The sequence below is a fragment of the Pectobacterium sp. 1950-15 genome, from assembly GCF_037136835.1.
In the GTDB taxonomy this organism is placed as follows: domain Bacteria; phylum Pseudomonadota; class Gammaproteobacteria; order Enterobacterales; family Enterobacteriaceae; genus Pectobacterium.
In genome coordinates this window covers 139110-162185 of the sequence record NZ_JBBBQR010000001.1, presented here as the reverse complement: position 1 = coordinate 162185, position 23076 = coordinate 139110, and the positions used below count along the sequence as shown (strand labels likewise).

Below are 23076 nucleotides of genomic sequence, written 5' to 3'. Positions count from 1 at the left end.
TCAGGCAGATTCGCGCTCAATCAGTGAAAAACCAATATCCACGATGGGGGAGGACACGCTTTTCCCCTCAATCTTTTCTGCCAGCATTGCTGCTGCATCGGTGCCAATTTTCCAGCGATCGATCCTGACGGTGGTAATGCTCGGTATGCTGTGAGCGGCGAAATCGAGATCGCCAAATCCCATCACTGCCAGTTTCTTCGGCACCGCTAATCCTCTGGCTGCGGCTTCGATCATCACGCCCTGTGCCAGGGTATCGGAACTGCAAATAATGGCATCAAAATCTTCGCCATCGGCGAGCAGATCGCTCAGCCCTTGTCGCCCTATCGCCAGCGTGGCAGGCCACGGGGCGATGGCCTCACGTATATAACCATTCGGCTGCTTTTGTATGACGTCGTAAATCCCTTTCTTACGCAACCCGGCACGTGCATCTTCAGTCCAGACAAGGCCGAAGCGTGAATGTCCTTTATCCAGCAAATAATGCCCGATGGCGTTCCCGATGCTTTCATGGGAAAAACCAACCAGCATATCAAGCGGCGTTGGCGTGAGATCCCAGATCTCAACAACGGGGATCGTGGCGTTAAGCAAAAGACGTTTGAGTTCGGGCGTGTGGTGAATACCGGTGAGGACGATGCCATCCGGGCGACGAGAAAGCAGGGTGGCGACAATCTCCGCCTCGGATTCATTGGTATCGCCGGCGACGCACAGCAGCATGTGGTAACCGCGTGCGGCCAGTTCATCGCTTATCGCCTGAACGGTATCAACGAACATGTTGTTATTGATCTGCGGTACGACGACGGCAATTAGCTTGCTGCGCCGAGACGCGAGCCCGCCCGCTAGCATATTGGGGATGTAACCCGTAGCACGGACGGCTTCCATCACCTTGTTCACGGTTTCTGCACGAACAATCTTCGGGTTGTTCAACGCACGGCTGACCGTCATGGGCGAAATGCCTGCGGCACGCGCGACATCTTCAAGCGTGGGTACGCGCGGTGGGGGACTGCTGGCGTTCTTATCGCGTTTCAATCACGGGTTCCCTTCTGAGGCTACGCGCACATTCACATGTCGTCGGATTATCGTTGATGGCATATCGGTTTTCCAGCCGCCCGCGTATCTGGCAACCTGCCGAATTGCCCCGTTTTTGCGGGTTGGCACCAGAGCTAGCTATGCCGTATTCCCGTTATATCCTCTTACTTTTTATGGTGATTGCGCAATCATTAATGATGGCGATTAATGAACGATTTTATCGTGATAATGATTATTGTGTGATCTGTATTGCATGTTTTTTCTTCATTTATCGCTATCGTCTTTTCTGTTTATGAATGTTAGCGCAATCATTTTATGGGGTGAGACATGACCATCAGTGCAAATTCAGCGGCGGTGAGCTATGCAAAAGTCACGAACGTCAGAACGGCTGCCGAGTCGGGCGATCGAATCGAATGGGTAAAACTTTCTCTGGCATTTTTGCCGCTGGCCACGCCGGTTAGCGATGCGAAAGTGCTGACCGGAAGGCAGAAGCCGCTGACCGAAGTGGCGATTATTTTTGCGGAAATTCGCAGTCGTGATGGGTTTGAAGGCGTGGGGTTCAGCTACTCCAAGCGGGCGGGCGGACAGGGCATCTATGCGCACGCGAAAGAGATTGCGGATAACCTGTTGGGCGAAGATCCGAATGATATCGATAAGATCTACACCAAGCTGCTGTGGGCTGGGGCATCGGTTGGCCGCAGTGGAATGGCGGTACAGGCGATTTCTCCCCTCGACATCGCGCTGTGGGATATGAAAGCCAAACGCGCAGGTCTGCCTCTCTCTAAGCTGTTGGGCTCACACCGTGATTCCGTGCGGTGCTACAACACCTCCGGCGGCTTCCTGCATACACCATTGGATCAGGTATTAAAAAATGTCGTCATCTCCCGTGAAAGCGGTATCGGTGGGATAAAACTGAAAGTCGGGCAGCCGAATACGGCGGAGGATATCCGTCGCCTCACGGCGGTGCGCGAAGCGCTGGGAGACGATTTCCCGCTGATGGTGGATGCCAATCAGCAGTGGGATCGCGAAACGGCGATTCGGATGGGGAGAAAAATGGAAGCCTTTAACCTGATTTGGATTGAAGAGCCGCTGGATGCCTACGATGTGGAAGGTCATGCGGCGCTGACGGCGGCGCTGGATACACCGATTGCGACCGGTGAGATGTTGACCAGCTTCCGCGAGCACGAACAGCTGATCCTCGGTAACGCTAGTGATTTCGTGCAGCCGGATGCGCCGCACGTGGGCGGGATTTCGCCTTTCCTGAAAATTATGGATTTGGCTGCGAAGCACGGGCGTAAGCTGGCGCCGCACTTTGCGATGGAAGTGCATTTGCATCTGGCTGCGGCCTATCCGATTGAGCCCTGGCTGGAACACTTTGAATGGCTAAATCCGCTCTTCAACGAGCAGCTAGAATTGCGCGATGGGCGGATGTGGGTATCCGATCGTCTGGGGTTGGGATTTACGCTGAGTGAGCAGGCAAGGAAGTGGACAACGCTGAGCTGTGAATTTGGTAAGCAGCCATAAGTTGATAAACGATCGTGGCCGATTTTACGGTCGGCCACGAGAAGCGTTATCGAGTGGAATAGCTCAGAGATCCAGCACCAGAATCTTCGAGCGACGCTGGTAGTTGTACAGCGCCTGTTTTTTCTTCGGCAGCATTTCCACTTCGGCGGGTAAAAAGCCGCGTTCCTGGAACCAGTGGATGCTGTGCGTCGTCAGCACGAACAGCTTTTGCAGGCCCTGCTGACGTGCCTGAGCGGCAATGCGCATCAACAGCATATCGCCGCGCGATGAACTGCGGTAATCCGGGTGAACCGCAACGCAGGCCATTTCGCCGATGCTTTCTTCCGGGAACGGATAAAGCGCAGCGCAGGCGATGGTCAGGTTATCGCGTACCACGACGGTGAATTTGTCGATCTCCATTTCCAACTGCTCGCGCGAGCGTCTTACCAGAATGCCTTGCTCTTCCAGCGGGCGGATTAGCTCCAGAATGCCGCCGATGTCATTGATGGTCGCACGGCGAACCTGCTCGGCGCTCTCCATCACGATCTGCGTACCGATTCCGTCACGTGAGAACAGCTCCTGCAGCAGTGCACCGTCATCCTGATAGCTGATCAGATGGCTGCGGCGTACGCCGCTACGGCAGGCCTTGACTGCGCCGCGCAGGAATCTGACGGTACCAGAATGGTAATCGCCAGCCTGTTCCAACGCATCAATACGCTGCTGTGCGTCATCCGGGAACAGCTCGGAAATGATGCTGCCTTCTTCATTGGTCACGCCCTGAGACGAGCAGAAGCCAATCATCTTCTCTGCTTTCAGCTTAATAGCGAGCTGGGTTGCGACCTCTTCCGAGGTTAAATTGAAACTTTCACCCGTGACTGAAACCGCAACCGGGCCGAGCAGGACAATCGCACCGCTATTCAGCTGGCGGTGAACCGCTTCTTCATCAATACGGCGAATGCGGCCGCTGTGGCAGTAGTCCACGCCGTCATCCACGCCAAGCGGCTGCGCGATAATAAAATTACCGCTGACGACGTTAATGTGAGCGCCTTGCAGCGGCGTGTTGTTCAGGCTCATCGACAGTCGGGCCGTGATGTCCAACTGCAACATCCCCGCTGCCTGCTTAACCAATTCCAGCGTGGTGCTGTCGGTGATGCGGGTGTTTTTATGGTAGTGGGGCTCGTAGTGGTGCGTTGTCAGGTTGGCATCGATCTGGGGGCGAGCGCCATAAACGACCACCAGCTTGATCCCCAGACTGTGCAGCAGCCCGATATCATTTACGATGCTAGAGAAGTTGGCATGCTCAATGGCTTCGCCGCCTAACATGATGACAAACGTTTTGCCACGGTGGGCATTGATATAGGGAACTGAATGGCGGAAGCCCTGAACCAGTTCTGTACTACGTTCCTTCACTGCGAGCCCTCTTTGCATTTTTATTCGTAATTTATGTATTTTTATTCTTTATAGCGTAAAACGCAAGAGGAAGTATTAACCAGAAAAGCGAGGTTAATGCTTCAAATTTATGATATCCGCCTGTTATAAGGCCTGTAGATGATTTTTGCATGACAGCACCGGGCAGATTCGTTAAAGTTTTTGACAATTTTTACCTTTATTCATTTTTTGATCGCTTATCCCATGCAGTAGCAAACAAAAATTCAGGATAACGCACAGCAATCAGATCGGAGCGGCATGTCTCATTCGAATCATCATCTGACTCGACGGCGTCTATTACAAAGCGCAGCAGCAACCTGGCTGTTAAGCGTAAGCGGTGTGGGGATAGCGGCGACCACACAGGTCGTTGCCGTGCGCGTCTGGCCATCCTCCGCCTATACCCGCGTCACGCTGGAATCTAATCACTCGCTGAAATATAAACAGTTTAGTCTCAGTAACCCTGAACGCATCGTGGTGGATATTGAAAATGTTCACCTGAACAGCGTATTGAAGGAAATAGCCAGCCAGTTTCAGCAGGATAACGATCCGCTGATTAAAGAGGCGCGCATCGGCCAGTTTGATAAAAGCACAGTGCGTTTGGTGCTGGAACTCAAACAGCAGGCGACGACCAAAGTCTTTACGCTGGGGCCGGTGGCTGAATTCAAGCATCGGCTGGTGCTGGATTTGTACCCTGCCGCAGGGCGCTATGACAACGAAGACGATCCGCTGCTGGCGCTGTTGGAGGATTACAACAAGGGCGATCTGGAGCGTACGCTGCCAGCAGAAGCGCCGAAAGTCGGGAAGGCAGGGCGGGATCGTCCGCTGATTATTATGCTCGACCCCGGCCACGGCGGTGAAGATCCCGGTGCGATTGGCAAGAATAAAACGCGCGAGAAAGACATCGTGCTGCAAATTGCCCGCCGCTTGCGCAAGCTGATCGATAATGAATCCAACATGAAGGCGTATATGACGCGCAATGAAGATGTGTTCATTCCGCTGCGCGTGCGGGTGGCGAAAGCACGCAAGCAGCGTGCCGATCTGTTCATTTCGATTCATGCGGATGCGTTTACCAATCGATCGGCAAGAGGCTCGTCGGTTTTTGCACTCTCGAAGAAAGGGGCAACCAGTACCGCCGCCAGATTTCTGGCAGAAACTCAGAACGAATCGGATTTGATTGGCGGCGTGAGCATGAGCGGCGATCGCTATCTGGATCACACCATGTTCGATCTGGTGCAGACCGTCACTATCAGCGACAGTCTGAAGTTTGGTAAAGAGATCCTGAGTCGGTTGGGCAAAGTGAATCGCCTGCATAAAAACAGCGTCGATCAGGCTGGATTTGCGGTACTGAAAGCGCCGGATATTCCGTCTATTCTGGTTGAGACGGCATTTATCAGTAATCTGGAGGAAGAGCGCAAGCTGCGCACCAGCCATTTCCAGCAGCAAATTGCCGAATCCATTTTTGCAGGCATTAAAGCTTACTTTGCCAGTCAGGCTCAGCAGTAGTTGATGTTGCTGATATCATACGATGACCGCGCCTAACCGGCGCGGTTCAGAAGAAGTAGGTCGCGCAGAAAACAAAAAAGCACCTGTTAAGGTGCTTTATCGCTGCGTTCTTAATCGAACAGAACGTAATTGAAAATAGTCTTAATTGGTTGCGGGGGCCGGATTCGAACCGACGACCTTCGGGTTATGAGCCCGACGAGCTACCAGGCTGCTCCACCCCGCGTCCGTATGACTTTCTTTACTACTTTTACTTCCCTTGATGGAAGACTCACATCAGTTGGTTGCGGGGGCCGGATTCGAACCGACGACCTTCGGGTTATGAGCCCGACGAGCTACCAGGCTGCTCCACCCCGCGTCCGTGCTAACTTTTTACTACTGACTATCTTTACTTTCACTTTTCTTGATGGACGACTCACATCAATTGGTTGCGGGGGCCGGATTTGAACCGACGACCTTCGGGTTATGAGCCCGACGAGCTACCAGGCTGCTCCACCCCGCGTCCGTGGATGCGCACTATACTCTCCATGAGCATTGATGCAACCTATTTCTATAAAAAGCGCGGTATTTGGTTGTCAGGTGATTGATTTACCGCCTTGTAGGTTGTTTTGTGACCGTAATGTGGCGATGGGAGGAAACCCCACCTTTTACTGTGCCGCGTGCCGAACGGCATACGCGCGATCCGTGGATTTATGTGCTGTCCCATTCCTTTCTCGATAGCCGTTTGTTATCGTTCGACGGTAAATTTTTTGATGTAAAAAGCGAGCGCAAAGATGAAGGGACGGTGGGGAAAATATGTGCTGACCGCAGTGGTCATTGCCATTCTGGCAGGGTGTCAATCCAGGCCAACCGATCGCGGGCAGCAATATAAAGATGGTCACCTCAACCAGCCTCTGGAATTGGTGAATGAGCCCAATGCCAAAGGAAAACCGGTCAACGCGCGGGATTTCATGACACAGGTTTCTGAAATCCGGTCGGCGTCACCTAATTTGTATACGCGCAATAATACAACCTTTCAGGCAATTGAAAACTGGATGATGTCCGGGGCGGACACTCGCGAACTGAGCAAGTTTGGTCTGAACGCCTGGCAGATGGAAGGCGTTGATAACTTTGGTAACGTGCAGTTCACCGGTTATTACACGCCGGTATTGCAGGCGCGCCATACCCGTCAGGGGGAATTCCGCCATCCTTTATATGCCATGCCGTCAAAGGGGAAAAATAACCGTCGTTTGCCGGATCGTGCCGGCATTTATTCAGGCGCACTGGATGATCGGCTGGTTCTCGCCTGGACCAACTCGTTGGTTGATAACTTCATGATGGAAGTGCAGGGCAGCGCCTATATTGATTTTGGCGATGGGCGCCCGCTGACGTTCTTCGGCTATGCTGGCAAAAACGGCCATGCCTACCGCAGTATTGGTAAGGTGTTGATCGACCGTGGTGAAGTCCCGCGTGAAGAGATGTCTATGCAGGCCATCCGCAAATGGGCGGAGCAGCATTCCGAGTATGAAGTACGCAAGCTGTTTGAGCAGAATCCTTCTTTTGTGTTCTTCAAGCCAATGATGTCTGCGCCCGTCAAAGGCGCAAGCGCCGTGCCGCTGGTGGCGAAAGCCTCCGTCGCCTCTGACCGTTCACTGATTCCGGCAGGTACGGCTCTGTTAATGGAAGTGCCGTTGCTGGATAACGTTGGTAAATTCACCGGCAAGTATGAAATGCGCCTGATGATTGCACTGGATGTCGGTGGCGCGATTAAAGGCCAGCACTTCGATATGTATCAGGGCATTGGGCCGGATGCGGGGCACTCGGCGGGGTTCTATAACCACTATGGTCGGGTCTGGGTGTTGAAGAACGCACAAAGCAGTACGGCGAATGGATCGGGTTCTTCGCTGCTGGTTAATTATCAACAAAATTGATTCTTCTCTGAGGTTGTCATGGCGATTAAACGTTATCCGCATCTTGCGCATTGGGGCGCGTTTACCGCTGTGGTGGAAGATGGCAGGTTGATTCGATGTGAGCCCTTTGCGGGCGATCCCGCTCCTTCCCCTATGCTCGATTCCATCGTGCCGCTGGTGTATTCCGATCGGCGCATCCGTCGGCCTTCGGTGCGTCGCTCCTGGCTTCAGAAACGCGAAAACAGCGACAGAACGCTACGTGGTCGGGAAGATTTTGTTGAAGTTGATTGGGATGTGGCGCTCGATCTGGTCGCTCAGGAGAATCGCCGTATTCGCGATCGCTACGGCGCAGACGGCATGTTTGCCGGTTCCTACGGCTGGTCGTCTGCCGGGCGCTATCACCATGCACGTTCTCAGGTGCGACGGTTCTATTTCTCCGGCGGCGGTGCGGTCGATCAGCAGGGGAATTACAGCTGGGGCGCGGCGCAGTTCTTCTTGCCGTATGTGATTGGTACTTTTCATCCACTGACGGGCAAGGTGACGGAATGGCGCAGCGTCGCCGAACACTGTGATATTTTCCTCGCGTTTGGCGGTCTGGCGCTGAAAAACGCACAGGTGGCATCCGGCGGGGCCGGGCATCATACGCTTAAGCCTGCGCTGGAAACGTTAGTCGCGAAAGGGATTCCGGTCATTAACATCAGCCCGATGCGTGATGACTGCCCTGAATTTGTGAACGCCGAGTGGATTCCTATTCGCCCGAATACCGATGTCGCTCTGATGCTGGCATTAGGCTATGAGATCCAGCGTTTAGGCGCTGACGATAAAGATTTCCTGCAACGCTACTGTGTTGGCTACGAGCAACTGAGCGACTATTTGCACGGCCGCGGCGATGGCGTGGTGAAAACGCCCGAATGGGCCAGCGACATCACGGGCATTCCTGCCGAGCGTATCCGGCGTCTGGCGCAGCAGCTAATTGGCGTGCGCAGCTTTATTACCTGTTCTTACTCCGTGCAGCGCGCGCATCGCGGCGAGCAGCCGTACTGGATGATGATTGCGCTTTCGTCAATGCTGGGACAAGTGGGCTTACCGGGCGGGGGGTTCTCCTTTGGCCACGGTTCGATGAACAGCGTGGGCAACGAGCGTATTTCAACGCCTGCGCCGGCTTCGCCGTCCACCCCGAATGCGGGACGGGCGATCCCTGTGGCGCGCATCGCCGATATGCTCTTGCATCCCGGCACGCCTTATACCTTTCAGGGCGAAACCCATACTTATCCCGATATTCATCTGATTCACTGGGCGGGCGGCAACCCGTTCCATCATCATCAGCAGTTGAACCGTCTGGTGGACGGCTGGCGCAAACCGGATACGGTGATTGTGCAGGATATCGTCTGGACGCCAGCGGCGCAGATGGCTGACATCGTGCTGCCTGTTACCACCACGCTGGAACGTAATGACATCGGCGGTTCGTCCCGCGATCGCTTTATTTTTGCCATGCATCAGGCGATTGCGCCGCAGCATCAGGCGCGTAATGACGTGGATATCTTCAGCGAGCTGGCGGAACGTTTGGGTTATGGCGACACGTTCACGCAAAATCGCAGTGAGCGACAGTGGTTAGAACACCTTTATGACGAGTGCCGTTCAAGGCAGCGAGACGTTGCCGACAGCTGGCCGTCATTTGAGGATTTCTGGCAGCAGGGACATGTAGAAATCCCGATGGATGAAAAGCCATTTGTGTTCTTTGAGGATTTCCGCTGCGATCCGCAGCAGCATGCGCTCAGTACGCCCAGCGGTAAAATTGAACTGTTTAGCTCCGCGATTGCCAGCTATGGCTATGCCGATTTTGCACCGCACCCGGAGTGGCAGCCTCCCGTTGAATGGCTAGGAGCCAAAAGCACGGAAGAATGGCCGCTGCACTTTATTTCCATTCAGCCGTCCGATCGTTTGCACAGCCAACTGGCCGCGACGCCGCAGGTTGCTGCGAATAAGACTGCAGGAAAAGAGACGCTTTACATGCATCCACAGGATGCTGCTGCGCGCGATATCACTGACCGTTCGCAGGTGGAAGTCAGAAATGCGCGTGGTCGTATTTTGGCTGGCGTGCAGATTACCGACGGCGTCACGCCGGGCGTGGTGATCATGTCCACCGGTGCCTGGTTCGAGCCGGGATTTGGTCAGAAAACGTGGCATCCGGTTGAACAGTCTGGCAATGCGAATGTACTGACGCTGGATATCGGCACGTCGCCGCTGACACAGGGGCCGAATGCCATGAGCTGTCTGGTGGATGTCGTGCGGGTTTAGCGCTATCCTGAGCCGCTTTTTTCGCTGTTTTATTCTTCTGTGATTTTGTTTTCGTAAGGTTGGTTGAATGAGTACGCAATTATCCGAAGCCTATTTGCAACGTTTCGGCGGCACCGCGCGGTTATATGGTCAACAGGCGCTGGCGCTGTTTTCCCAGGCTCACGTTTGCGTGATTGGCATTGGTGGCGTCGGTTCCTGGGCGGCTGAGGCGCTGGCGCGTACCGGCATCGGCGCGATTACGCTGATTGATATGGATGATGTGTGTGTCAGTAATACCAACCGGCAGATCCACGCGCTGCGTCAGCACACCGGGCAGTCGAAGACGGAAGTCATGGCCGAACGTATTCTGGCGATCAACCCAGAGTGTCGCGTCACCTGCGTGGATGATTTCATTAGTGCGGAAAACGTGGCCGAACTGCTCAATCAAAACTTTAGCTATGTGATTGACGCCATCGACAGCGTGCGCCCGAAGGCGGCGCTGCTCTCTTACTGTCGCCGCTATAAGATCCCGGTGGTGACAACCGGCGGTGCAGGTGGGCAGATCGATCCGACTCGGATTGAAGTGGTCGATCTGGCGAAAACGATTCAGGATCCGCTGGCGGCCAAGCTGCGCGAGCGGTTAAAGCACGATTTTAACGTGGTGAAGAACAGCAAAGGAAAGCTGGGGATCGACTGTGTGTTTTCCAGCGAGCCGCTGGTTTATCCGCAGCCTGACGGTTCCGTTTGTGCGTCCCGCAGCACGGCAGATGGCGTAATGCGTATGGATTGCGCGTCAGGCTTTGGCGCCGCGACGATGGTCACCGCAACCTTCGGATTTGTTGCGGTATCCCATGCGCTGAAGAAGATGATGGCTAAAATGGAAAGAGCGTCTGCGACGTAACAGAAAGCCTGCGGTACAGAAGTCGCGCGAATGTCGCTACTTATCCGCTGCTTCTTGTTCCGCAATGTCTCGGATTCTGGCGGCCAGCGCAGCCAGCCCGCTTGAACGTGAAGCGCTGAGCTGAGCGCGTAACCCCAGCATGTCAAAGAGCGCCAGCGGATCGTGCTGTAATAGCGTATTTGGCGTTTTTCCCTCAACGGCGGTGAGCAATACCGCCAGCAATCCCCGCACGATGCGTCCGTCGCTGTCACCGTAAAAATGCAGGCTGCCATCTTCCTGACGTTGATAATCCAGCCAGACGCGATTTTCACAGCCGGATAATGAGATATCCTCGGTTTTTAGTGCATCTGGCAGGGCTGGCAGCACTTTTGCCAACAAAATGAGCTGCCGATAGCGATCTTCCCATGCGCGACAGGTATCGAAGCGCGCCAGTAGCTCGGCGACGGTGATGGTGTGGCCGAAAGGATGTGTGGTGTCAGTTGTCTCGTTCATGGTTTAGTCGATCAGTAATTCAAGGGCGTTGCCTACCGCGGCGATCAGCGCGGCAACATCCTGTTGGTTATTGTACGGAGCAAATGAGGCGCGGAGCGTGCCGCTGACACCGAGCGCGTCCATGAGCGGCTGCGCACAGTGATGTCCGGCACGCAGTGCGATGCCGCTTTCGGCTAATAGTGTCACCAGATCGCTGTGGTGCACGTCGGCAATATCAAAGGATAGCACGCTGGAGTGTGGGCTACGGAAGCTGCGAAAGCCGGGGAACTGCGCCAGATGGGTTTCGGCGAGCTGTGCCAAACTCTGGCTGTGCTGTTCTGCGGCGTGCCAGTCCAGCGTGGTCAGCCAGTCTAGTGCCGCAGACAGGCCAAGCACGCCGGCAATGTGGGGGGTTCCCGCCTCAAATCGTTGTGGAATCGCCTGCGGTTTAAAGCCGTCAAAGGACACCTGTGTCATCATCTTCCCGCCGCCTTGCCACGGCATCATGCTTTCCAGCAGGGCGGTTTTACCGTACAGCACGCCGATTCCGGTTGGGGCATAAAGCTTGTGCCCAGAAAATGCGTAGAAATCGATATCCAGCGCCTGTACATCCGGCGGACAGTGAACGATGCCCTGTGCGCCGTCAACCATCACCACCGCGCCGTAGCGGTGAGCCAGTGCAATTGCGCGTGCCAGAGCGGGCTGGCCACCCGTCACATTTGACATTTGCCCCAGCGCCAGCAGGCGGGTTTTTGGCGTGATCAGCGTGGCGAGCTGTTCGATATCCGGTAACCAGTCCGCGCCTATCGGTAACTTCACGATATTCGCGCCCGTTTGCTGCGCCACCATCAGCCACGGAATGAGGTTAGCGTGATGTTCCGCTTCGCTCACGACGATCTCGTCGCCCGGTTGAAGGCGAGGGCGCGCATAGCTCTGCGCGACCAGATTGATCGCTTCCGTCGTGCCTCTGGTCCAGACAATGGAACGCGGATCGTCTGCGTGGAGCAACGCGGCAACTTGCTCACGAGCGCCCTCAAAACGCTGGGTTAACGCCTGCGCGCCGCGATGCTGGCTGCGATGCACCGTACCACTCTCGCTGCCATAGAACGCCTGCACCGCATCAATAACGGGCTGCGGCTTCAGCGCAGTCGCGGCGCTATCAAGATAGACCGTTGAATGCTGGAGTGCGGGGAACTGTTGGCGAAAGGTGGCGGGGTTAAACGGTGTCATGAGCATCCTCTTTTGGAGGGCAGATCCTGTCCCATTTTGTCGAGAGAGACAAGTTTAGGACTATGCCTAATGCGATTTTATGGAAAAAAAAGCAACTATTGCTACGCTTTAAAGTGTTAATTTTCAGGATTTCCTGATGAATAAGGTTAACTAGAAAACATTTAAATTCATTGAGGGTTAACTATGAAGAATAAAATTTCTATTTTTGCCGCTATCGTGATGGCGTTTTCTCTGGCAGCCTGTTCCAGTAATTACGTCATGCATACCAATGACGGTCGTACCATTGTTGCTGAGGGGAAACCGAAGGTTGATGATGAGACGGGTATGATCAGCTATACCGATGCCTACGGTCAGCAGCAGCAAATTAATCGTGATAATGTGAAAGAAATGGCGAAAGGGAAGTAGTGCTGTTTGCTTACCCTTACACGTTGCCCGTTAAGCCTTGTCAGACTCAGATAGGTGTGACATGGCATTTCAGGTGTGAAACGTAAGCAAAAAAAAGCACCGCAATTTGCGGTGCTACACAAAAAATCACTTTGGACAGACAGGGTAAATGTACAGGAAGTGAATAGGGTAGACTCGCTACCACATCTGCAAAAGGCAGACAAACAAATAGCAAACACAACATCACAACCACAAGCCAAAAGCACCTCAGGTCACCCATCCGCACTTTTCGTTCCGGCCCAGGAAGTTGCGCTAATATAGGTATTTGCTGGTACATCCTCAACGGACAAATTATAATGTCTCGGATTACAAAAACTAATATATGTACCCGTCATCTTTTCGTTGCAGAGAATCTGGCTGTTGCCACTGGTATTAATCGCTTAGCCAGCTAATTGGCAGGCGATCTTTCCCGTTGTTGCCTTTCTGCATCTTAAGATTTAATGGGTACGAATGTACCTGATCAATCGCTGATTTAGCGTAAACCAAAAGATTTCATTCATGTCAAAACGTCTCCCTCCGCTCAACGCATTACGCGTTTTTGATGCGGCGGCTCGCCATTTAAGTTTTACCAAAGCGGCAGAAGAACTGTTTGTTACGCAGGCTGCCGTCAGTCACCAGATTAAGTCACTGGAAGATTTTCTGGGGCTTAAATTATTCCGCCGTCGTAATCGTTCCCTGCTGCTGACGGAAGAGGGGCAAAGTTACTATCTTGATATCAAAGAGATCTTCTCATCTTTGAATGACGCAACCCGTAAGCTGCAATCCCGCAGCGCCAAAGGTGCGTTGACGGTTAGCCTGCTGCCCAGCTTTGCCATTCATTGGCTGGTACCGCGTCTGTCGAGCTTTAACTCCGACTATCCGGGGATTGATGTTCGTATTCAGGCGGTGGATCGCGATGAAGATCGTCTGGCGGATGACGTGGATGTCGCGATTTTCTACGGCCGGGGGAACTGGCCGGGACTACGGGTAGAAAAGCTGTACGCTGAGTATCTCTTGCCGGTTTGCTCGCCAGCATTGCTGACGGGGAATCATCCGTTAAAAACGCCGGACGATCTGGTTGCACATACGCTGCTGCACGATGCGTCGCGTCGTGACTGGCTGTCCTATACGCGCCAGCTTGGGGTGCAGATCAACGTGCAGCAGGGGCCGATTTTCAGCCACAGCGCGATGGTATTGCAGGCGGCCATTCACGGGCAGGGCGTGGCGCTGGCGAATAATGTAATGGCACAAACGGAAATCGAAGCCGGGCGTTTGGTATGTCCGTTTAACGATGTGCTGGTCAGCCGGAACGCTTTTTATCTGGTATGTCATGACAGTCAGGCAGAACTGGGTAAAATAGCCGCCTTTCGCCATTGGATTCTGGCGCGGGCAGCCAGCGAGCAGGAAAAATTTCGTTTCCGCTATGACAACGGCACGCGCTAAAGCCGTGTCAGCTGGCAGTCGAAGGTTGAGTGACCGAATAACTCACGTAGATAACTTATGCTGATAGCTACGATGATAGATAACAACGATTATAGGTAACTACGATGAATAGTCGTTTCATGCTGGTGTTTGCTGCTATCAGCGGCTTCACTTTTGTCGCGCTGGGCGCGTTTGGTTCCCATGTTCTTAGCAAGACGCTGGGTGTAACAGAACTGGGCTGGTTGAAAACCGGCCTTGAATATCAGGCATTTCATACGCTAGCGATTCTGGCGCTGGCGGTTGCGATGCAACAGCGAACCAATCTGTGGTTTTACTGGAGCAGCGTTTTTCTGGCGTTGGGAACAGTACTCTTCAGCGGAAGTTTGTACTGTCTGGCGCTTTCTCACCTGAAACTGTGGGTTTATGTGACGCCGATTGGCGGAACCTGTTTTTTGGTGGGATGGATATTATTATTGATTGGCGCACTGCGTCTGAAGAGAAAGGCTGAACGCCATGAATAAAGTCATTTTGTATTGCCGCCCTGGGTTTGAGAAAGAGTGTGCGGCGGAAATAACGGAAAAAGCCACGCAGCATAATGCGTTCGGCTTCGCGCGGGTAAAAGAAAACAGCGGCTACGTGGTGTTTGAATGCTACCAGCACGAGGATGCCGAACGTCTGGTGAAAACGCTGCCGTTCCATGAGCTGATTTTTGCCCGTCAGATGTTCGTGAGCGGTGAATTGCTGCGCGATCTGCCGCCGGAAGATCGCATCACGCCAATTGTCGGCATGTTGTCGGGAGCCATTGAACGCGCAGGAGAACTGCGGGTTGAAGTTCCTGACACCAACGAAAGCAAAGAACTGATGAAGTTCTGCCGCAAATTCACCGTGCCGTTGCGTGCGGCGTTGCGCGAACATAAAATTTTATTGGGTTATGAAAAAGCGGATCGTCCGGTGCTGCATGTGCTGTTCATTGCTCCAGGCTGCTGCTATGTCGGTTACTCCTATAGCAATAATAACTCGCCGTTTTACATGGGTATCCCACGGCTTAAATTCCCTTCTGATGCGCCAAGCCGTTCGACATTGAAGCTGGAAGAAGCGTTTCACGTCTTTATTCCTGCGGATGAGTGGGATGAACGCTTGGGCAGCGGAATGTACGCGGTGGATTTAGGCGCGTGCCCCGGCGGTTGGACTTACCAACTGGTTAAACGCAGCATGATGGTTTATGCGGTAGACAATGGACCCATGGCGCCAAGCCTGATGGAAACCGGGCAGGTGATGCACCATCAGGCGGACGGCTTCCGCTTTGAACCGCCGCGTAATAACGTGTACTGGCTGGTGTGCGACATGGTGGAGAAGCCGGCGAAAGTTACTAGCCTGATGAGTGATTGGCTGATCAAGGGCTGGTGTCGCGAGGCTATTTTCAACCTGAAACTGCCGATGAAGAAGCGTTATGAAGAGGTGTCGCATAATCTGGCGGTGCTGCGAGAACGCCTGAGTGAAAATGGCATCAATGCCGAAGTGCATGCCAAGCATTTGTACCATGACCGCGAGGAAATCACGGTACACGTTCGTCGTTTCTGGAGCGCAGTGCCTGGCCGTCGCGACGAGCGATAACAGCACGCGGACGCGTATCTGGGGTAACGGATACGCTTCCGTATTAATCGATGTCGCTAGTGAGGATCTGACTGAGCGACACTCTGCACCGGCAGCCTCAACTGTTGCAGATTGCCATTGAGCGTTAAATCGGTACGCAGTGTGGCAATCTGACGGCTGACTAGCGCCATGTCTTTATGCTGTTCCAGCTTCTTACGCCACTTTTCTGGCACGGCATCTAATTGTTGATAGAGCACTTCCAGACTCCCTGCCTGTTGCAAAAGTTGTGCGGCGCTTTTAGGGCCGATGCCCGCGACGCCCGGTATTTTGCTGCTGCTAATGCCCGCAAGCCCCCAATAGTCCGTAAGCTGCTGCGGTGACACACCAAACTCCTGTTCAACAAACGGCAGATCCAACCAGCGTTTTTGGAAGTAGTCCCTGATCTGAATATGTGGCGCTAATAGCTGGCAGTATCCTTTATCGGTCGACACAATCGTTGTTTGGTGACCGATTGCCTGATGACCCGCTGATGACAGCTTGGTGGCTAGCGTCGCCGCCAGATCGTCGGCCTCATTGCCGGGACTATGCCAGCTTGCTACGCCAACGGCGGCAAACGCCGCTTTAATCTGCGGGAGTTCCTGTTTCAGAGTGTCCGGCATTGGCGTGCGTCCTGCCTTGTAGTCAGGCAAGAGTTGGTGGCGCCAACTGGTGACGCGACCTTCATCATCAAATTCTTCATGATCAAACACTGCAACAGCGTGTGTAGGCTGGCTGTTTTGTATGAGCTGATGCAGTGCATGTTGGCATGCTGTGATACAGGGCGAACCTTGTACCGCATGAATGCGACGTATCAGATTGAGCGCGTCGACAATCAGCAAATGGACGGGCATCGCGTAATCCCTGATAGTGCTATCCGTGATAAAGAGGGGGGAAGCGAGGCTTCCCCGCGTTAGTGCGATCGGTGAACCGTTAGGAGCAGATTTCGTAGCAGGGGATATAGGCGCTGCCGGGCAGCTTCATGCGCTGCTGTGCCACAAAGCCCTGTAACAGGGTATCCATGTTTTTCATCATCTGCGGATCGCCATGAATTTTGTACGGTCCACGTTGCTCAATCGCCTGAATGCCAACTTCCTTCACATTACCCGCAACAATGCCGGAGAAGGCCCGGCGCAGTGCGGCAGCCAGTTCTTCAGCCGGCTGGTTCGGGTGCAGGTTGAGATCGGCCATGTTTTCATGTGTCGGCTCGAAGGGCAGTTGCAGATCGGGCGCAATGCGTAGTGACCAGTTAAAGCTGTACGCATCGCCAGTATGGCGACGGCTCTCTTTCACCAACGGCATGGCTTTCTTCATCTGACGAGCGACTTCCGCGGCGTCATTAATGATGATTGAGTAGTAACGGCGCGCCTGACGTCCCAGCGTGCCAACGATGAATTCGTCCAGTACGCGGAAATAGTCTGCGCTTTCTTCCGGCCCGGTCAGGATAATTGGCAACACCTGTTCGCTGTTTTCCGGGTTCATCATGATGCCTAGCAGATAGAGGAACTCTTCCGCCGTTCCGACCCCGCCGGGGAAAATGATGATGCCGTGTCCGATACGGACAAACGCTTCCAGACGCTTTTCGATGTCCGGCATGATGATCAGTTCATTGACCAGCGGATTTGGCGGTTCGGCCGCAATGATTGACGGCTCGGTCATACCGATGAAACGCCCTTCTTTATAGCGCTGCTGTGCGTGGCCGACGGCGGCACCTTTCATTGGCGCTTCCATGGCACCCGGGCCGCAGCCCGTACAGATATTCAGTTCACGCAGGCCGAGCTGGCTGCCCACCTTGCGGGCATACTGGTATTCGATTTCATTAATCGAATGGCCGCCCCAGCAAACTACCATGTTCGGCTCTTCCCCGACGTGGAGCGCCTTGGCATTACGCAGGATAGAGAACACCAGATTGGTGATATGGGCGGAATTTTCCAGATTCAGGTTCTGATAGCGACCCGCGCTGGCGATTTGGCCGTTGACGAAAAGAATGTCGCGTAATACGGCGAATAGGTTAGCCTGCAAGGCTCGAATGATGTTGCCGTCAACGAAAGCGTCTTCCGGCGGGTTTACCAGTTCCAGTTTGACGCCGCGCTCACGGCGCAGCACGTTGATATCAAAATCTTCATAGCGAGACAGCAGCTCTTTGCTGTTATCGGTCTGGCTACCGGAATTCAGTACGGCGAGGGAACAGTTGCGAAACAAACGGTAGAGATCGCTGCTGGCTGTGCTTTTCAGCATGTCCACTTCCAACTGCGATAACAAATCCATCGATCCCAATGGGCTGATATGTGTAATCAATTTTGCTCCTTGAAACGCAATATAATTCGCGATGCCATGCTGGCTGCCGAGAGCACGTTCCGTTGCTACACGCTCGACGCTTCAGCAACATGGCACGAATGTCATCCATTTAAGGCGCGAGGCGGAACGTCATACGTTAAATACCGCGAGCCTAAATGAAACCTACTTGAGCACCGTTCAGACGTTATGGATCTTTTGTTGTCTGGCACACCACCTTAACGTGCTGCCATCATTTTTTCCAATGTTGGCGGCAGTCTTAGAACCCATTTGCGTGACGCTACGCATATTATCGCGCGGGCCTGCGACTTATCGGTCGGTTACTGGCGCGGCAGGCGTCCAGTTGGTGCGTTAAACGGATAGTTACTGCGCCACGGGTTGATGTCCAGCCCGCCGCGTCGGGTATAGCGGGCATAAACGCTGAGTTTTTCCGGCTGATAGTAGCGCATGATGTCGTTAAAAATTCGTTCCACACACTGTTCATGAAATTCGTTATGATGACGAAACGAGACAATGTAGCGCAGCAGCGCTTCACGGTTAATGCGTTTGCCGCGATAGTGGATCTGTACAGAGCCCCAGTCGGGCTGATGGGTGATTAAACAGTTGGATTTCAGCAGGTGGCTGACCAGTGTTTCCTCAACGACAGGCGCGTCCTGTTCGTTTGTCGCCAGATAGTCTGCGTTGAAGTCGTAGCTGTCGATCTGAATGTCTTGATCGTCGATGCATTCGCCTGTGAATCCTGCTATCGGCTGGCCTTCAAGCTCGCTGAGTTTGAAAAGCGTGATGCTGACGTCTCCCTGAGCGCAGTGCGCCAGATCCTTGGCTAACGTTGCGCGTACGCTTTCCCAACTGTCGAATGTCGTCTGATTAAAGCTGTTCAGGTACAGCTTGAAACTTTTTGACTCAATCAGATTCAGGCTTTCCGCATTGAGATGCATTTCACCGACGGCCACCTGAGGCACGCCGCGGTTGTTTAGCCAGGAAAGCTCGTAGAGCGTCCAGATATCTGCGCCATGAAAAGGCAGGCTGTCAGGATAAATGCCGAGTGGATCGCGGTTCAGGCTACGTGGCACCGGTTGCAGAAGTGCGGCATCATAGCGGTCGTGATAGGGGGTGGGTTTGCCCAGAGTCAGCCCACTCAGGGCCTGATGCTTGTCATAAACGGACATGCTGTTACCTTGATGTGATAAACGTGATGGCGAATAGTGTAACCTGACTAAAAGAGTGATGAGAAAAATTATGGAGCATGAGGTTGTTTCGGCACTGGCGGCGTTTACCCAGCGCTATGTTGATTGCTGGCAGCAGGAGAAGGGGCATTTGCCCGCCAGTGAGGCCCTTTACGGCATACCTTCCCCATGCATTATCGAAAATCATGAGGATACGGTTTACTGGTCGCCACAGCCTTTTGCTCCTTCAGCCGCATTGGACGGCGTGGAACGTGCGCTGGACATCAGCCTGCATCCTGATGTTCATGCTTTTTACACCGCGCAGTATGCCGGAGATATGGCGGCGCAGTTTGATTCGCTCTCTTGTCAGCTGTTGCAGGTATGGAGTGAGGAGGATTTCACCCGTATGCAGGAGAATCTGATTGGCCATTTGTTAACGCAGAAACGCCTTAAGCTGACGCCGACGCTGTTTTTAGCGACGACCGATTCAGAGATGACAATGGTGTCGTTATGTAATATTTCCGGTGAGATCATCCTGGAAGAATTCGGCACGAAAAAGCGTCAGATCTTAGCGCCGACGCTGGCTGCGTTTCTTTCTGGCCTTAACCCGTTAGCGGTCTAATGGTTAATCGAATTTCACTTTCGGCTTTGTGAGAGATCTCTTACATTTGCTGTAAGAAATGTCTTATCTTTAATGTTGAAAATATGTTTCATTTTTATTTTTTCATTATTAATTAGCCAATTGCAATAAAAAATCAGCGTATTACTTAAGGGGCGTTGAGAAACATTGTCACTTACCCCTTGCTGAAAGCTGACAATTAATACATCTTATTACTTAAGTTAGTAACCGGTTACAGTGTGTGTAATGGTGACTATCGGTAACAAAATAGCGTTACTGCACTCGGGTAGTTTTCAGGATGAAACATTGTTTTAGGGATAAACATTGTTTTAGGAAGAAACACGGGTTTCAGGAAGAAGCGCAATTTTCAGGAAGAAACACGGTTTCAGGATGAAATCAGGGACACCTCCAGGAAGGAGACCGAGAGCCGATTAGGAATATCGGTGGGGCAGGAGCCTAAAGGGATTTAATCACGGAAGATACAGGATGGAAACGTCAGGAAGAAAGTAGGACGCCAGCAAGGATTGTGGGTCAGGATGACCAAAAAGGAAAAGTTTTCACGGATGAGCAGGGATGCAAATGTGTAGCGGGATAGCTATAAAACGAACCGGGGGTACTGAGCAATCAGTACCCCCACTTTTTTGCCTCTAGCACAAGCTCCTTCCTTCTTAACGCATTGATGTTGTGCCACATTATTACGCAGAAAAATGCTTAAAACGTTATATCTGAGCAGCCGTTGAATGCTGATGCTGAACTTGCGACAGGTGTTTGCAAATAGTCTGAAAGTTTACTAAATTGGATTTTTGGTAATTTATCGGACTATTTAGCAAAGGAAAACGCAGTGATGAAATTCAATGTAAAAATGCTGTCAGTCGCACTTGGCCTGTTTACCAGCCACGCTTTTGCGTACACCGTCTATGAAAATGCACGGATTTATACTGCTAATGAGCTGCAGCCTGCGGCATCCGTGCTGGTGGTGGATCAAGGAAAAATTGTTTACGTCGGTGGAAATGACGGCGCGAAGCCATTTAAAGCAACGGCTAGTAAGCAGGTTGATTTAGCAGGAAAAACCATACTGCCTGGCTTTATTGAAAGTCACGCTCATCCTGCAACGGTTGCGGTGATGGAGGCGGGGGATTTTGTGTATGTTGACGGTGCGGCAACCTTGCCACAGATTCTTAGCCAATTAAAAGATTATTTAGCCGCGCATCCAAATGCTAACTATTTGTTGGCGCAGGGATTTAATGTTGCCTCGCTTGGCCTGCCGCAGGGCGCGTTGCCGACTGCTGCGGATCTAGACTCGGTGTCCAAGCGTGTTCCTATCGTCGTGTATGACAGCGGTATGCATGCGGGATGGGCGAATAGCGCTGCGTTGAACGTCGCTCACGTCGCGGCGAATACGCCTGACCCTATTCCCGGTAAACACTACTTTGAGCGCGACAGCAAAGGTAGCCCTACTGGCTTTATGCACGAAAGTGCGATGCACAATGTTGTCGATGCGCAGCAATTTAACGCGGTAGAAAACGTTGCCGAGAAACTTCAACCGATTTTGCAGACCTATCACTCGCTGGGGTTTACGGCGATTACTGATGTTGGCGATACCTTTAGCACGACAGTGGCTGCCATTGCCCGCTTAAACGAACAGGGGAAACTGAAAGTTTATTATCAGCGCGGCTATTTTTATGATGCGGCCAAATCGACTGAACAAAATATTGCCAGCCTGAAAGCCCTGCGTGAAAAATACCATCAGGGCAATTTGTCGATGAATTTGTATAAATTATTCATGGATGGCACGATTGAAATGGATTCAGGTGCGATGTTTCTACCTTATCCCAATGGGAATGTCGTCGAGCCATTTTTAAGCCAGAAACAGATTAACGACAATGTTGCTGCGGCGTTGAAAGCGGGTTTCTCTGTGCATGTACACGCAATAGGCGATAAAGCGCAGCAGTCGATTTTAGACGCCTTTGAGGCTAACAAAAAAATTAACCCGCATTTGGCCCGTGTGATTGCCCATAATCAAGTGTTTGAACCGCGGGGTGTGCAGAAATTTGCCGCCATGAAGGACAATCTATTCCTGCAAACGACACCAAACTGGACGGTGGTAAATGAGAAAGATGAGACCAAAACCAAAATTGGTCAGGATGCCTACAATCATCAATACCTGCTTGGGCAAGCGGCACGTGAGGGCGTCGCGATAACCTTCGGTTCTGATTACCCCGCCAACACCTTTGATGCCGTGAACCCGTTCAGCCAAATGTATCATGCCATCAAACGCGGTCAGCCACATGCTGGCTACCTTCCTCCAACCGAAGCGGCAATGACGTTAGATCAAAGCTTGCGGGCTTACACGATTAATGGGGCGAAACAGCTTGGTATCAGTGATATCACTGGCAGTCTTGAGAAAGGGAAAAGCGCCGACTTTATTATTGTAGATACTGATATTGGCAATGTGGATCTGGAAAAATTGAAAGATACCAAGGTGTTGGCAACCTATTTCAAAGGGGAAAAAGTGTACTAACCTACTTCCTCTCCAATATAATTTGGTCGCACGGAAAGCCAGCAACCGAATGAATACCCTCTGGAAGCTGACAAGCGTCAGCGATCGGGGACGTGGCCGCTCTGCCGAGTAGAGCGGCTGCCGCCCCTAATAGCGCGAAGCCTATGGATGGGCCGGGCAATCATATCAACACCTCTGTAACCCGAAATATGTCGGATAATACGGTGATTGGATGTTATTGCCTTGGCGATTTTGAGCGAGTAGCCCATTTGTAGGATATTTTATATGCATCGATTAGATGAGTTAGGCAGACAACTCAATCACCTTGATAACTTGTTTCAACAGTGGATGAAGAAGTTGGGCTTTAATCAGAATGCCTTTGCGGTTCTGCATTCTTTGGCGGTATCCCCAGATGGAAAATGCACGCAAAAATATATTTGTGAGCGTTGGAGCCTGCCTAAACAAACCGTGTTTAGCATCTGCAAGTTATTCAAAGAACAAGGGTTGATTGATATCACTGAAAGCGCGCATGACAAGCGGGAAAAGATCCTGACGCTAACCGAGCTGGGAAAGAAACGCACTCAACCGATTTTGACGCAATCGCAGATATTAAGTGAACGCGTTTTCGGGGCGTTGGGTCAGGAACGAACGCAGCAGCTTTTCTCCCATTTAGAGGGGTTTTGCACGTTGTTTGAACAAGAAATGGAGAATGTGCCTGGGGTGGGTGAATAGTCGAACCGTCTTTTCACCGGCGATTGGGTCAGGCTGATATCAATGCTATGCTTTGCCGCCATTACTGT

Annotated in this window: 20 protein-coding genes and 3 tRNA genes; 13 read left to right on the top strand and 10 right to left on the bottom strand. The window is 52.6% G+C overall.

Annotated elements, in window-relative coordinates; genetic code table 11:
* Positions 1-1023, bottom strand: a complete 1023-nt coding sequence (locus WCT94_RS00670) for a LacI family DNA-binding transcriptional regulator (protein WP_336867271.1) — start codon at positions 1021-1023, stop codon at positions 1-3.
* A 56-nt stretch (positions 1024-1079) separates the two neighbouring features.
* Here WCT94_RS00670 and WCT94_RS00665 point away from each other — a divergent pair, with 56 nt between their 5' ends.
* Complete coding sequence (locus WCT94_RS00665; RefSeq protein WP_336867268.1) at positions 1080-1319, top strand: hypothetical protein; 240 nt, start codon at positions 1080-1082, stop codon at positions 1317-1319.
* A gap of 31 nt (positions 1320-1350) precedes the next feature.
* Positions 1351-2547, top strand: a complete 1197-nt coding sequence (locus WCT94_RS00660; protein ID WP_336867265.1) for an L-talarate/galactarate dehydratase — start codon at positions 1351-1353, stop codon at positions 2545-2547.
* Between the two features lie 63 nt (positions 2548-2610).
* Here WCT94_RS00660 and argA read toward each other — a convergent pair whose 3' ends face one another.
* Positions 2611-3954, bottom strand: coding sequence for an amino-acid N-acetyltransferase (argA, locus tag WCT94_RS00655; RefSeq protein WP_336867263.1), 1344 nt, complete (start codon positions 3952-3954; stop codon positions 2611-2613).
* A 258-nt stretch (positions 3955-4212) separates the two neighbouring features.
* Here argA and amiC point away from each other — a divergent pair, with 258 nt between their 5' ends.
* Complete coding sequence (gene amiC, locus WCT94_RS00650) at positions 4213-5457, top strand: N-acetylmuramoyl-L-alanine amidase AmiC (protein ID WP_336867261.1); 1245 nt, start codon at positions 4213-4215, stop codon at positions 5455-5457.
* 146 nt (positions 5458-5603) lie between these two features.
* Here amiC and WCT94_RS00645 read toward each other — a convergent pair.
* From WCT94_RS00645 to WCT94_RS00635, 3 genes are all read right to left on the bottom strand, one after another.
* Positions 5604-5680, bottom strand: a tRNA-Met gene (locus WCT94_RS00645).
* Between the two features lie 55 nt (positions 5681-5735).
* A tRNA-Met gene (locus WCT94_RS00640) sits at positions 5736-5812 on the bottom strand.
* A gap of 67 nt (positions 5813-5879) precedes the next feature.
* Positions 5880-5956: transfer RNA gene (locus WCT94_RS00635), tRNA-Met, on the bottom strand.
* A gap of 271 nt (positions 5957-6227) precedes the next feature.
* On the opposite strand from WCT94_RS00635, the gene mltA reads away from it, so the two are divergent.
* The 3 genes from mltA (at position 6228) to tcdA (ending at position 10521) form a co-directional block, all read left to right on the top strand.
* Positions 6228-7364: a murein transglycosylase A gene (gene mltA, locus WCT94_RS00630; RefSeq protein WP_336867259.1), complete on the top strand. Its 1137-nt coding sequence runs from the start codon at positions 6228-6230 to the stop codon at positions 7362-7364.
* Positions 7365-7382: 18 nt separating this feature from the next.
* Positions 7383-9641: a molybdopterin-dependent oxidoreductase gene (locus WCT94_RS00625; RefSeq protein ID WP_336867257.1), complete on the top strand. Its 2259-nt coding sequence runs from the start codon at positions 7383-7385 to the stop codon at positions 9639-9641.
* Positions 9642-9708: 67 nt separating this feature from the next.
* Positions 9709-10521, top strand: a complete 813-nt coding sequence (gene tcdA / locus WCT94_RS00620; protein WP_336867256.1) for a tRNA cyclic N6-threonylcarbamoyladenosine(37) synthase TcdA — start codon at positions 9709-9711, stop codon at positions 10519-10521.
* Positions 10522-10557: 36 nt separating this feature from the next.
* On the opposite strand, the gene csdE is transcribed toward tcdA, so the two are convergent.
* Complete coding sequence (gene csdE, locus WCT94_RS00615) at positions 10558-11013, bottom strand: cysteine desulfurase sulfur acceptor subunit CsdE (RefSeq protein ID WP_336867255.1); 456 nt, start codon at positions 11011-11013, stop codon at positions 10558-10560.
* Between the two features lie 3 nt (positions 11014-11016).
* Positions 11017-12222, bottom strand: coding sequence for a cysteine desulfurase CsdA (gene csdA / locus WCT94_RS00610; RefSeq protein WP_336867254.1), 1206 nt, complete (start codon positions 12220-12222; stop codon positions 11017-11019).
* A gap of 183 nt (positions 12223-12405) precedes the next feature.
* Here csdA and WCT94_RS00605 point away from each other — a divergent pair, with 183 nt between their 5' ends.
* The 4 genes from WCT94_RS00605 (at position 12406) to rlmM (ending at position 15681) form a co-directional block, all read left to right on the top strand.
* The gene (locus WCT94_RS00605; RefSeq protein ID WP_005975888.1) at positions 12406-12627 is read left to right on the top strand and encodes a YgdI/YgdR family lipoprotein; all 222 of its coding nucleotides are present in this window, start codon (positions 12406-12408) and stop codon (positions 12625-12627) included.
* Between the two features lie 537 nt (positions 12628-13164).
* Positions 13165-14088: a transcriptional regulator GcvA gene (locus WCT94_RS00600; protein ID WP_180742166.1), complete on the top strand. Its 924-nt coding sequence runs from the start codon at positions 13165-13167 to the stop codon at positions 14086-14088.
* Between the two features lie 104 nt (positions 14089-14192).
* A complete protein-coding gene (locus tag WCT94_RS00595; protein ID WP_336867250.1) occupies positions 14193-14588 on the top strand; it encodes a DUF423 domain-containing protein in 396 nt (131 codons plus the stop codon).
* Positions 14581-15681, top strand: a complete 1101-nt coding sequence (gene rlmM / locus WCT94_RS00590; protein WP_336867247.1) for a 23S rRNA (cytidine(2498)-2'-O)-methyltransferase RlmM — start codon at positions 14581-14583, stop codon at positions 15679-15681. Before WCT94_RS00595 ends, rlmM begins: the two co-directional genes overlap by 8 nt.
* A gap of 56 nt (positions 15682-15737) precedes the next feature.
* Here rlmM and xni read toward each other — a convergent pair whose 3' ends face one another.
* From xni to queF, 3 genes are all read right to left on the bottom strand, one after another.
* Positions 15738-16550 carry a flap endonuclease Xni gene (gene xni, locus WCT94_RS00585; RefSeq protein ID WP_336867244.1) on the bottom strand — a complete coding sequence of 271 codons (813 nt, stop codon included), beginning with the start codon at positions 16548-16550 and terminating at the stop codon, positions 15738-15740.
* 79 nt (positions 16551-16629) lie between these two features.
* A complete protein-coding gene (gene ppnN, locus WCT94_RS00580; protein ID WP_336867241.1) occupies positions 16630-17994 on the bottom strand; it encodes a nucleotide 5'-monophosphate nucleosidase PpnN in 1365 nt (454 codons plus the stop codon).
* Between the two features lie 317 nt (positions 17995-18311).
* Entirely contained in the window at positions 18312-19160 is an 849-nt protein-coding gene (gene queF / locus WCT94_RS00575; protein WP_336867238.1) for an NADPH-dependent 7-cyano-7-deazaguanine reductase QueF, read from the bottom strand.
* 70 nt (positions 19161-19230) lie between these two features.
* Between queF and syd the strand changes: the two genes are divergently transcribed.
* The 3 genes from syd (at position 19231) to WCT94_RS00560 (ending at position 23008) form a co-directional block, all read left to right on the top strand.
* Entirely contained in the window at positions 19231-19779 is a 549-nt protein-coding gene (syd, locus tag WCT94_RS00570) for a SecY-interacting protein (RefSeq protein WP_336867235.1), read from the top strand.
* An 841-nt stretch (positions 19780-20620) separates the two neighbouring features.
* Positions 20621-22297: an amidohydrolase gene (locus WCT94_RS00565; protein ID WP_336867650.1), complete on the top strand. Its 1677-nt coding sequence runs from the start codon at positions 20621-20623 to the stop codon at positions 22295-22297.
* 264 nt (positions 22298-22561) lie between these two features.
* The gene (locus tag WCT94_RS00560) at positions 22562-23008 is read left to right on the top strand and encodes a MarR family winged helix-turn-helix transcriptional regulator (RefSeq protein ID WP_336867234.1); all 447 of its coding nucleotides are present in this window, start codon (positions 22562-22564) and stop codon (positions 23006-23008) included.
* The last annotated feature ends 68 nt before the right edge of the window (positions 23009-23076 follow it).

What these genes read in the sequence shown, in the direction of transcription:
- WCT94_RS00665 (WP_336867268.1), top strand. Translation starts at nt 1,080, where the DNA reads ATGGCATATCGGTTTTCCAGCCGCCCGCGTATCTGGCAACCTGCCGAA.
- WCT94_RS00660 (WP_336867265.1), top strand. Translation starts at nt 1,351, where the DNA reads ATGACCATCAGTGCAAATTCAGCGGCGGTGAGCTATGCAAAAGTCACG.
- argA (WP_336867263.1), bottom strand. Translation starts at nt 3,954, where the DNA reads ATGCAAAGAGGGCTCGCAGTGAAGGAACGTAGTACAGAACTGGTTCAG.
- amiC (WP_336867261.1), top strand. Translation starts at nt 4,213, where the DNA reads ATGTCTCATTCGAATCATCATCTGACTCGACGGCGTCTATTACAAAGC.
- mltA (WP_336867259.1), top strand. Translation starts at nt 6,228, where the DNA reads ATGAAGGGACGGTGGGGAAAATATGTGCTGACCGCAGTGGTCATTGCC.
- WCT94_RS00625 (WP_336867257.1), top strand. Translation starts at nt 7,383, where the DNA reads ATGGCGATTAAACGTTATCCGCATCTTGCGCATTGGGGCGCGTTTACC.
- tcdA (WP_336867256.1), top strand. Translation starts at nt 9,709, where the DNA reads ATGAGTACGCAATTATCCGAAGCCTATTTGCAACGTTTCGGCGGCACC.
- csdE (WP_336867255.1), bottom strand. Translation starts at nt 11,013, where the DNA reads ATGAACGAGACAACTGACACCACACATCCTTTCGGCCACACCATCACC.
- csdA (WP_336867254.1), bottom strand. Translation starts at nt 12,222, where the DNA reads ATGACACCGTTTAACCCCGCCACCTTTCGCCAACAGTTCCCCGCACTC.
- WCT94_RS00605 (WP_005975888.1), top strand. Translation starts at nt 12,406, where the DNA reads ATGAAGAATAAAATTTCTATTTTTGCCGCTATCGTGATGGCGTTTTCT.
- WCT94_RS00600 (WP_180742166.1), top strand. Translation starts at nt 13,165, where the DNA reads ATGTCAAAACGTCTCCCTCCGCTCAACGCATTACGCGTTTTTGATGCG.
- WCT94_RS00595 (WP_336867250.1), top strand. Translation starts at nt 14,193, where the DNA reads ATGAATAGTCGTTTCATGCTGGTGTTTGCTGCTATCAGCGGCTTCACT.
- rlmM (WP_336867247.1), top strand. Translation starts at nt 14,581, where the DNA reads ATGAATAAAGTCATTTTGTATTGCCGCCCTGGGTTTGAGAAAGAGTGT.
- xni (WP_336867244.1), bottom strand. Translation starts at nt 16,550, where the DNA reads ATGCCCGTCCATTTGCTGATTGTCGACGCGCTCAATCTGATACGTCGC.
- queF (WP_336867238.1), bottom strand. Translation starts at nt 19,160, where the DNA reads ATGTCCGTTTATGACAAGCATCAGGCCCTGAGTGGGCTGACTCTGGGC.
- syd (WP_336867235.1), top strand. Translation starts at nt 19,231, where the DNA reads ATGGAGCATGAGGTTGTTTCGGCACTGGCGGCGTTTACCCAGCGCTAT.
- WCT94_RS00565 (WP_336867650.1), top strand. Translation starts at nt 20,621, where the DNA reads ATGAAATTCAATGTAAAAATGCTGTCAGTCGCACTTGGCCTGTTTACC.
- WCT94_RS00560 (WP_336867234.1), top strand. Translation starts at nt 22,562, where the DNA reads ATGCATCGATTAGATGAGTTAGGCAGACAACTCAATCACCTTGATAAC.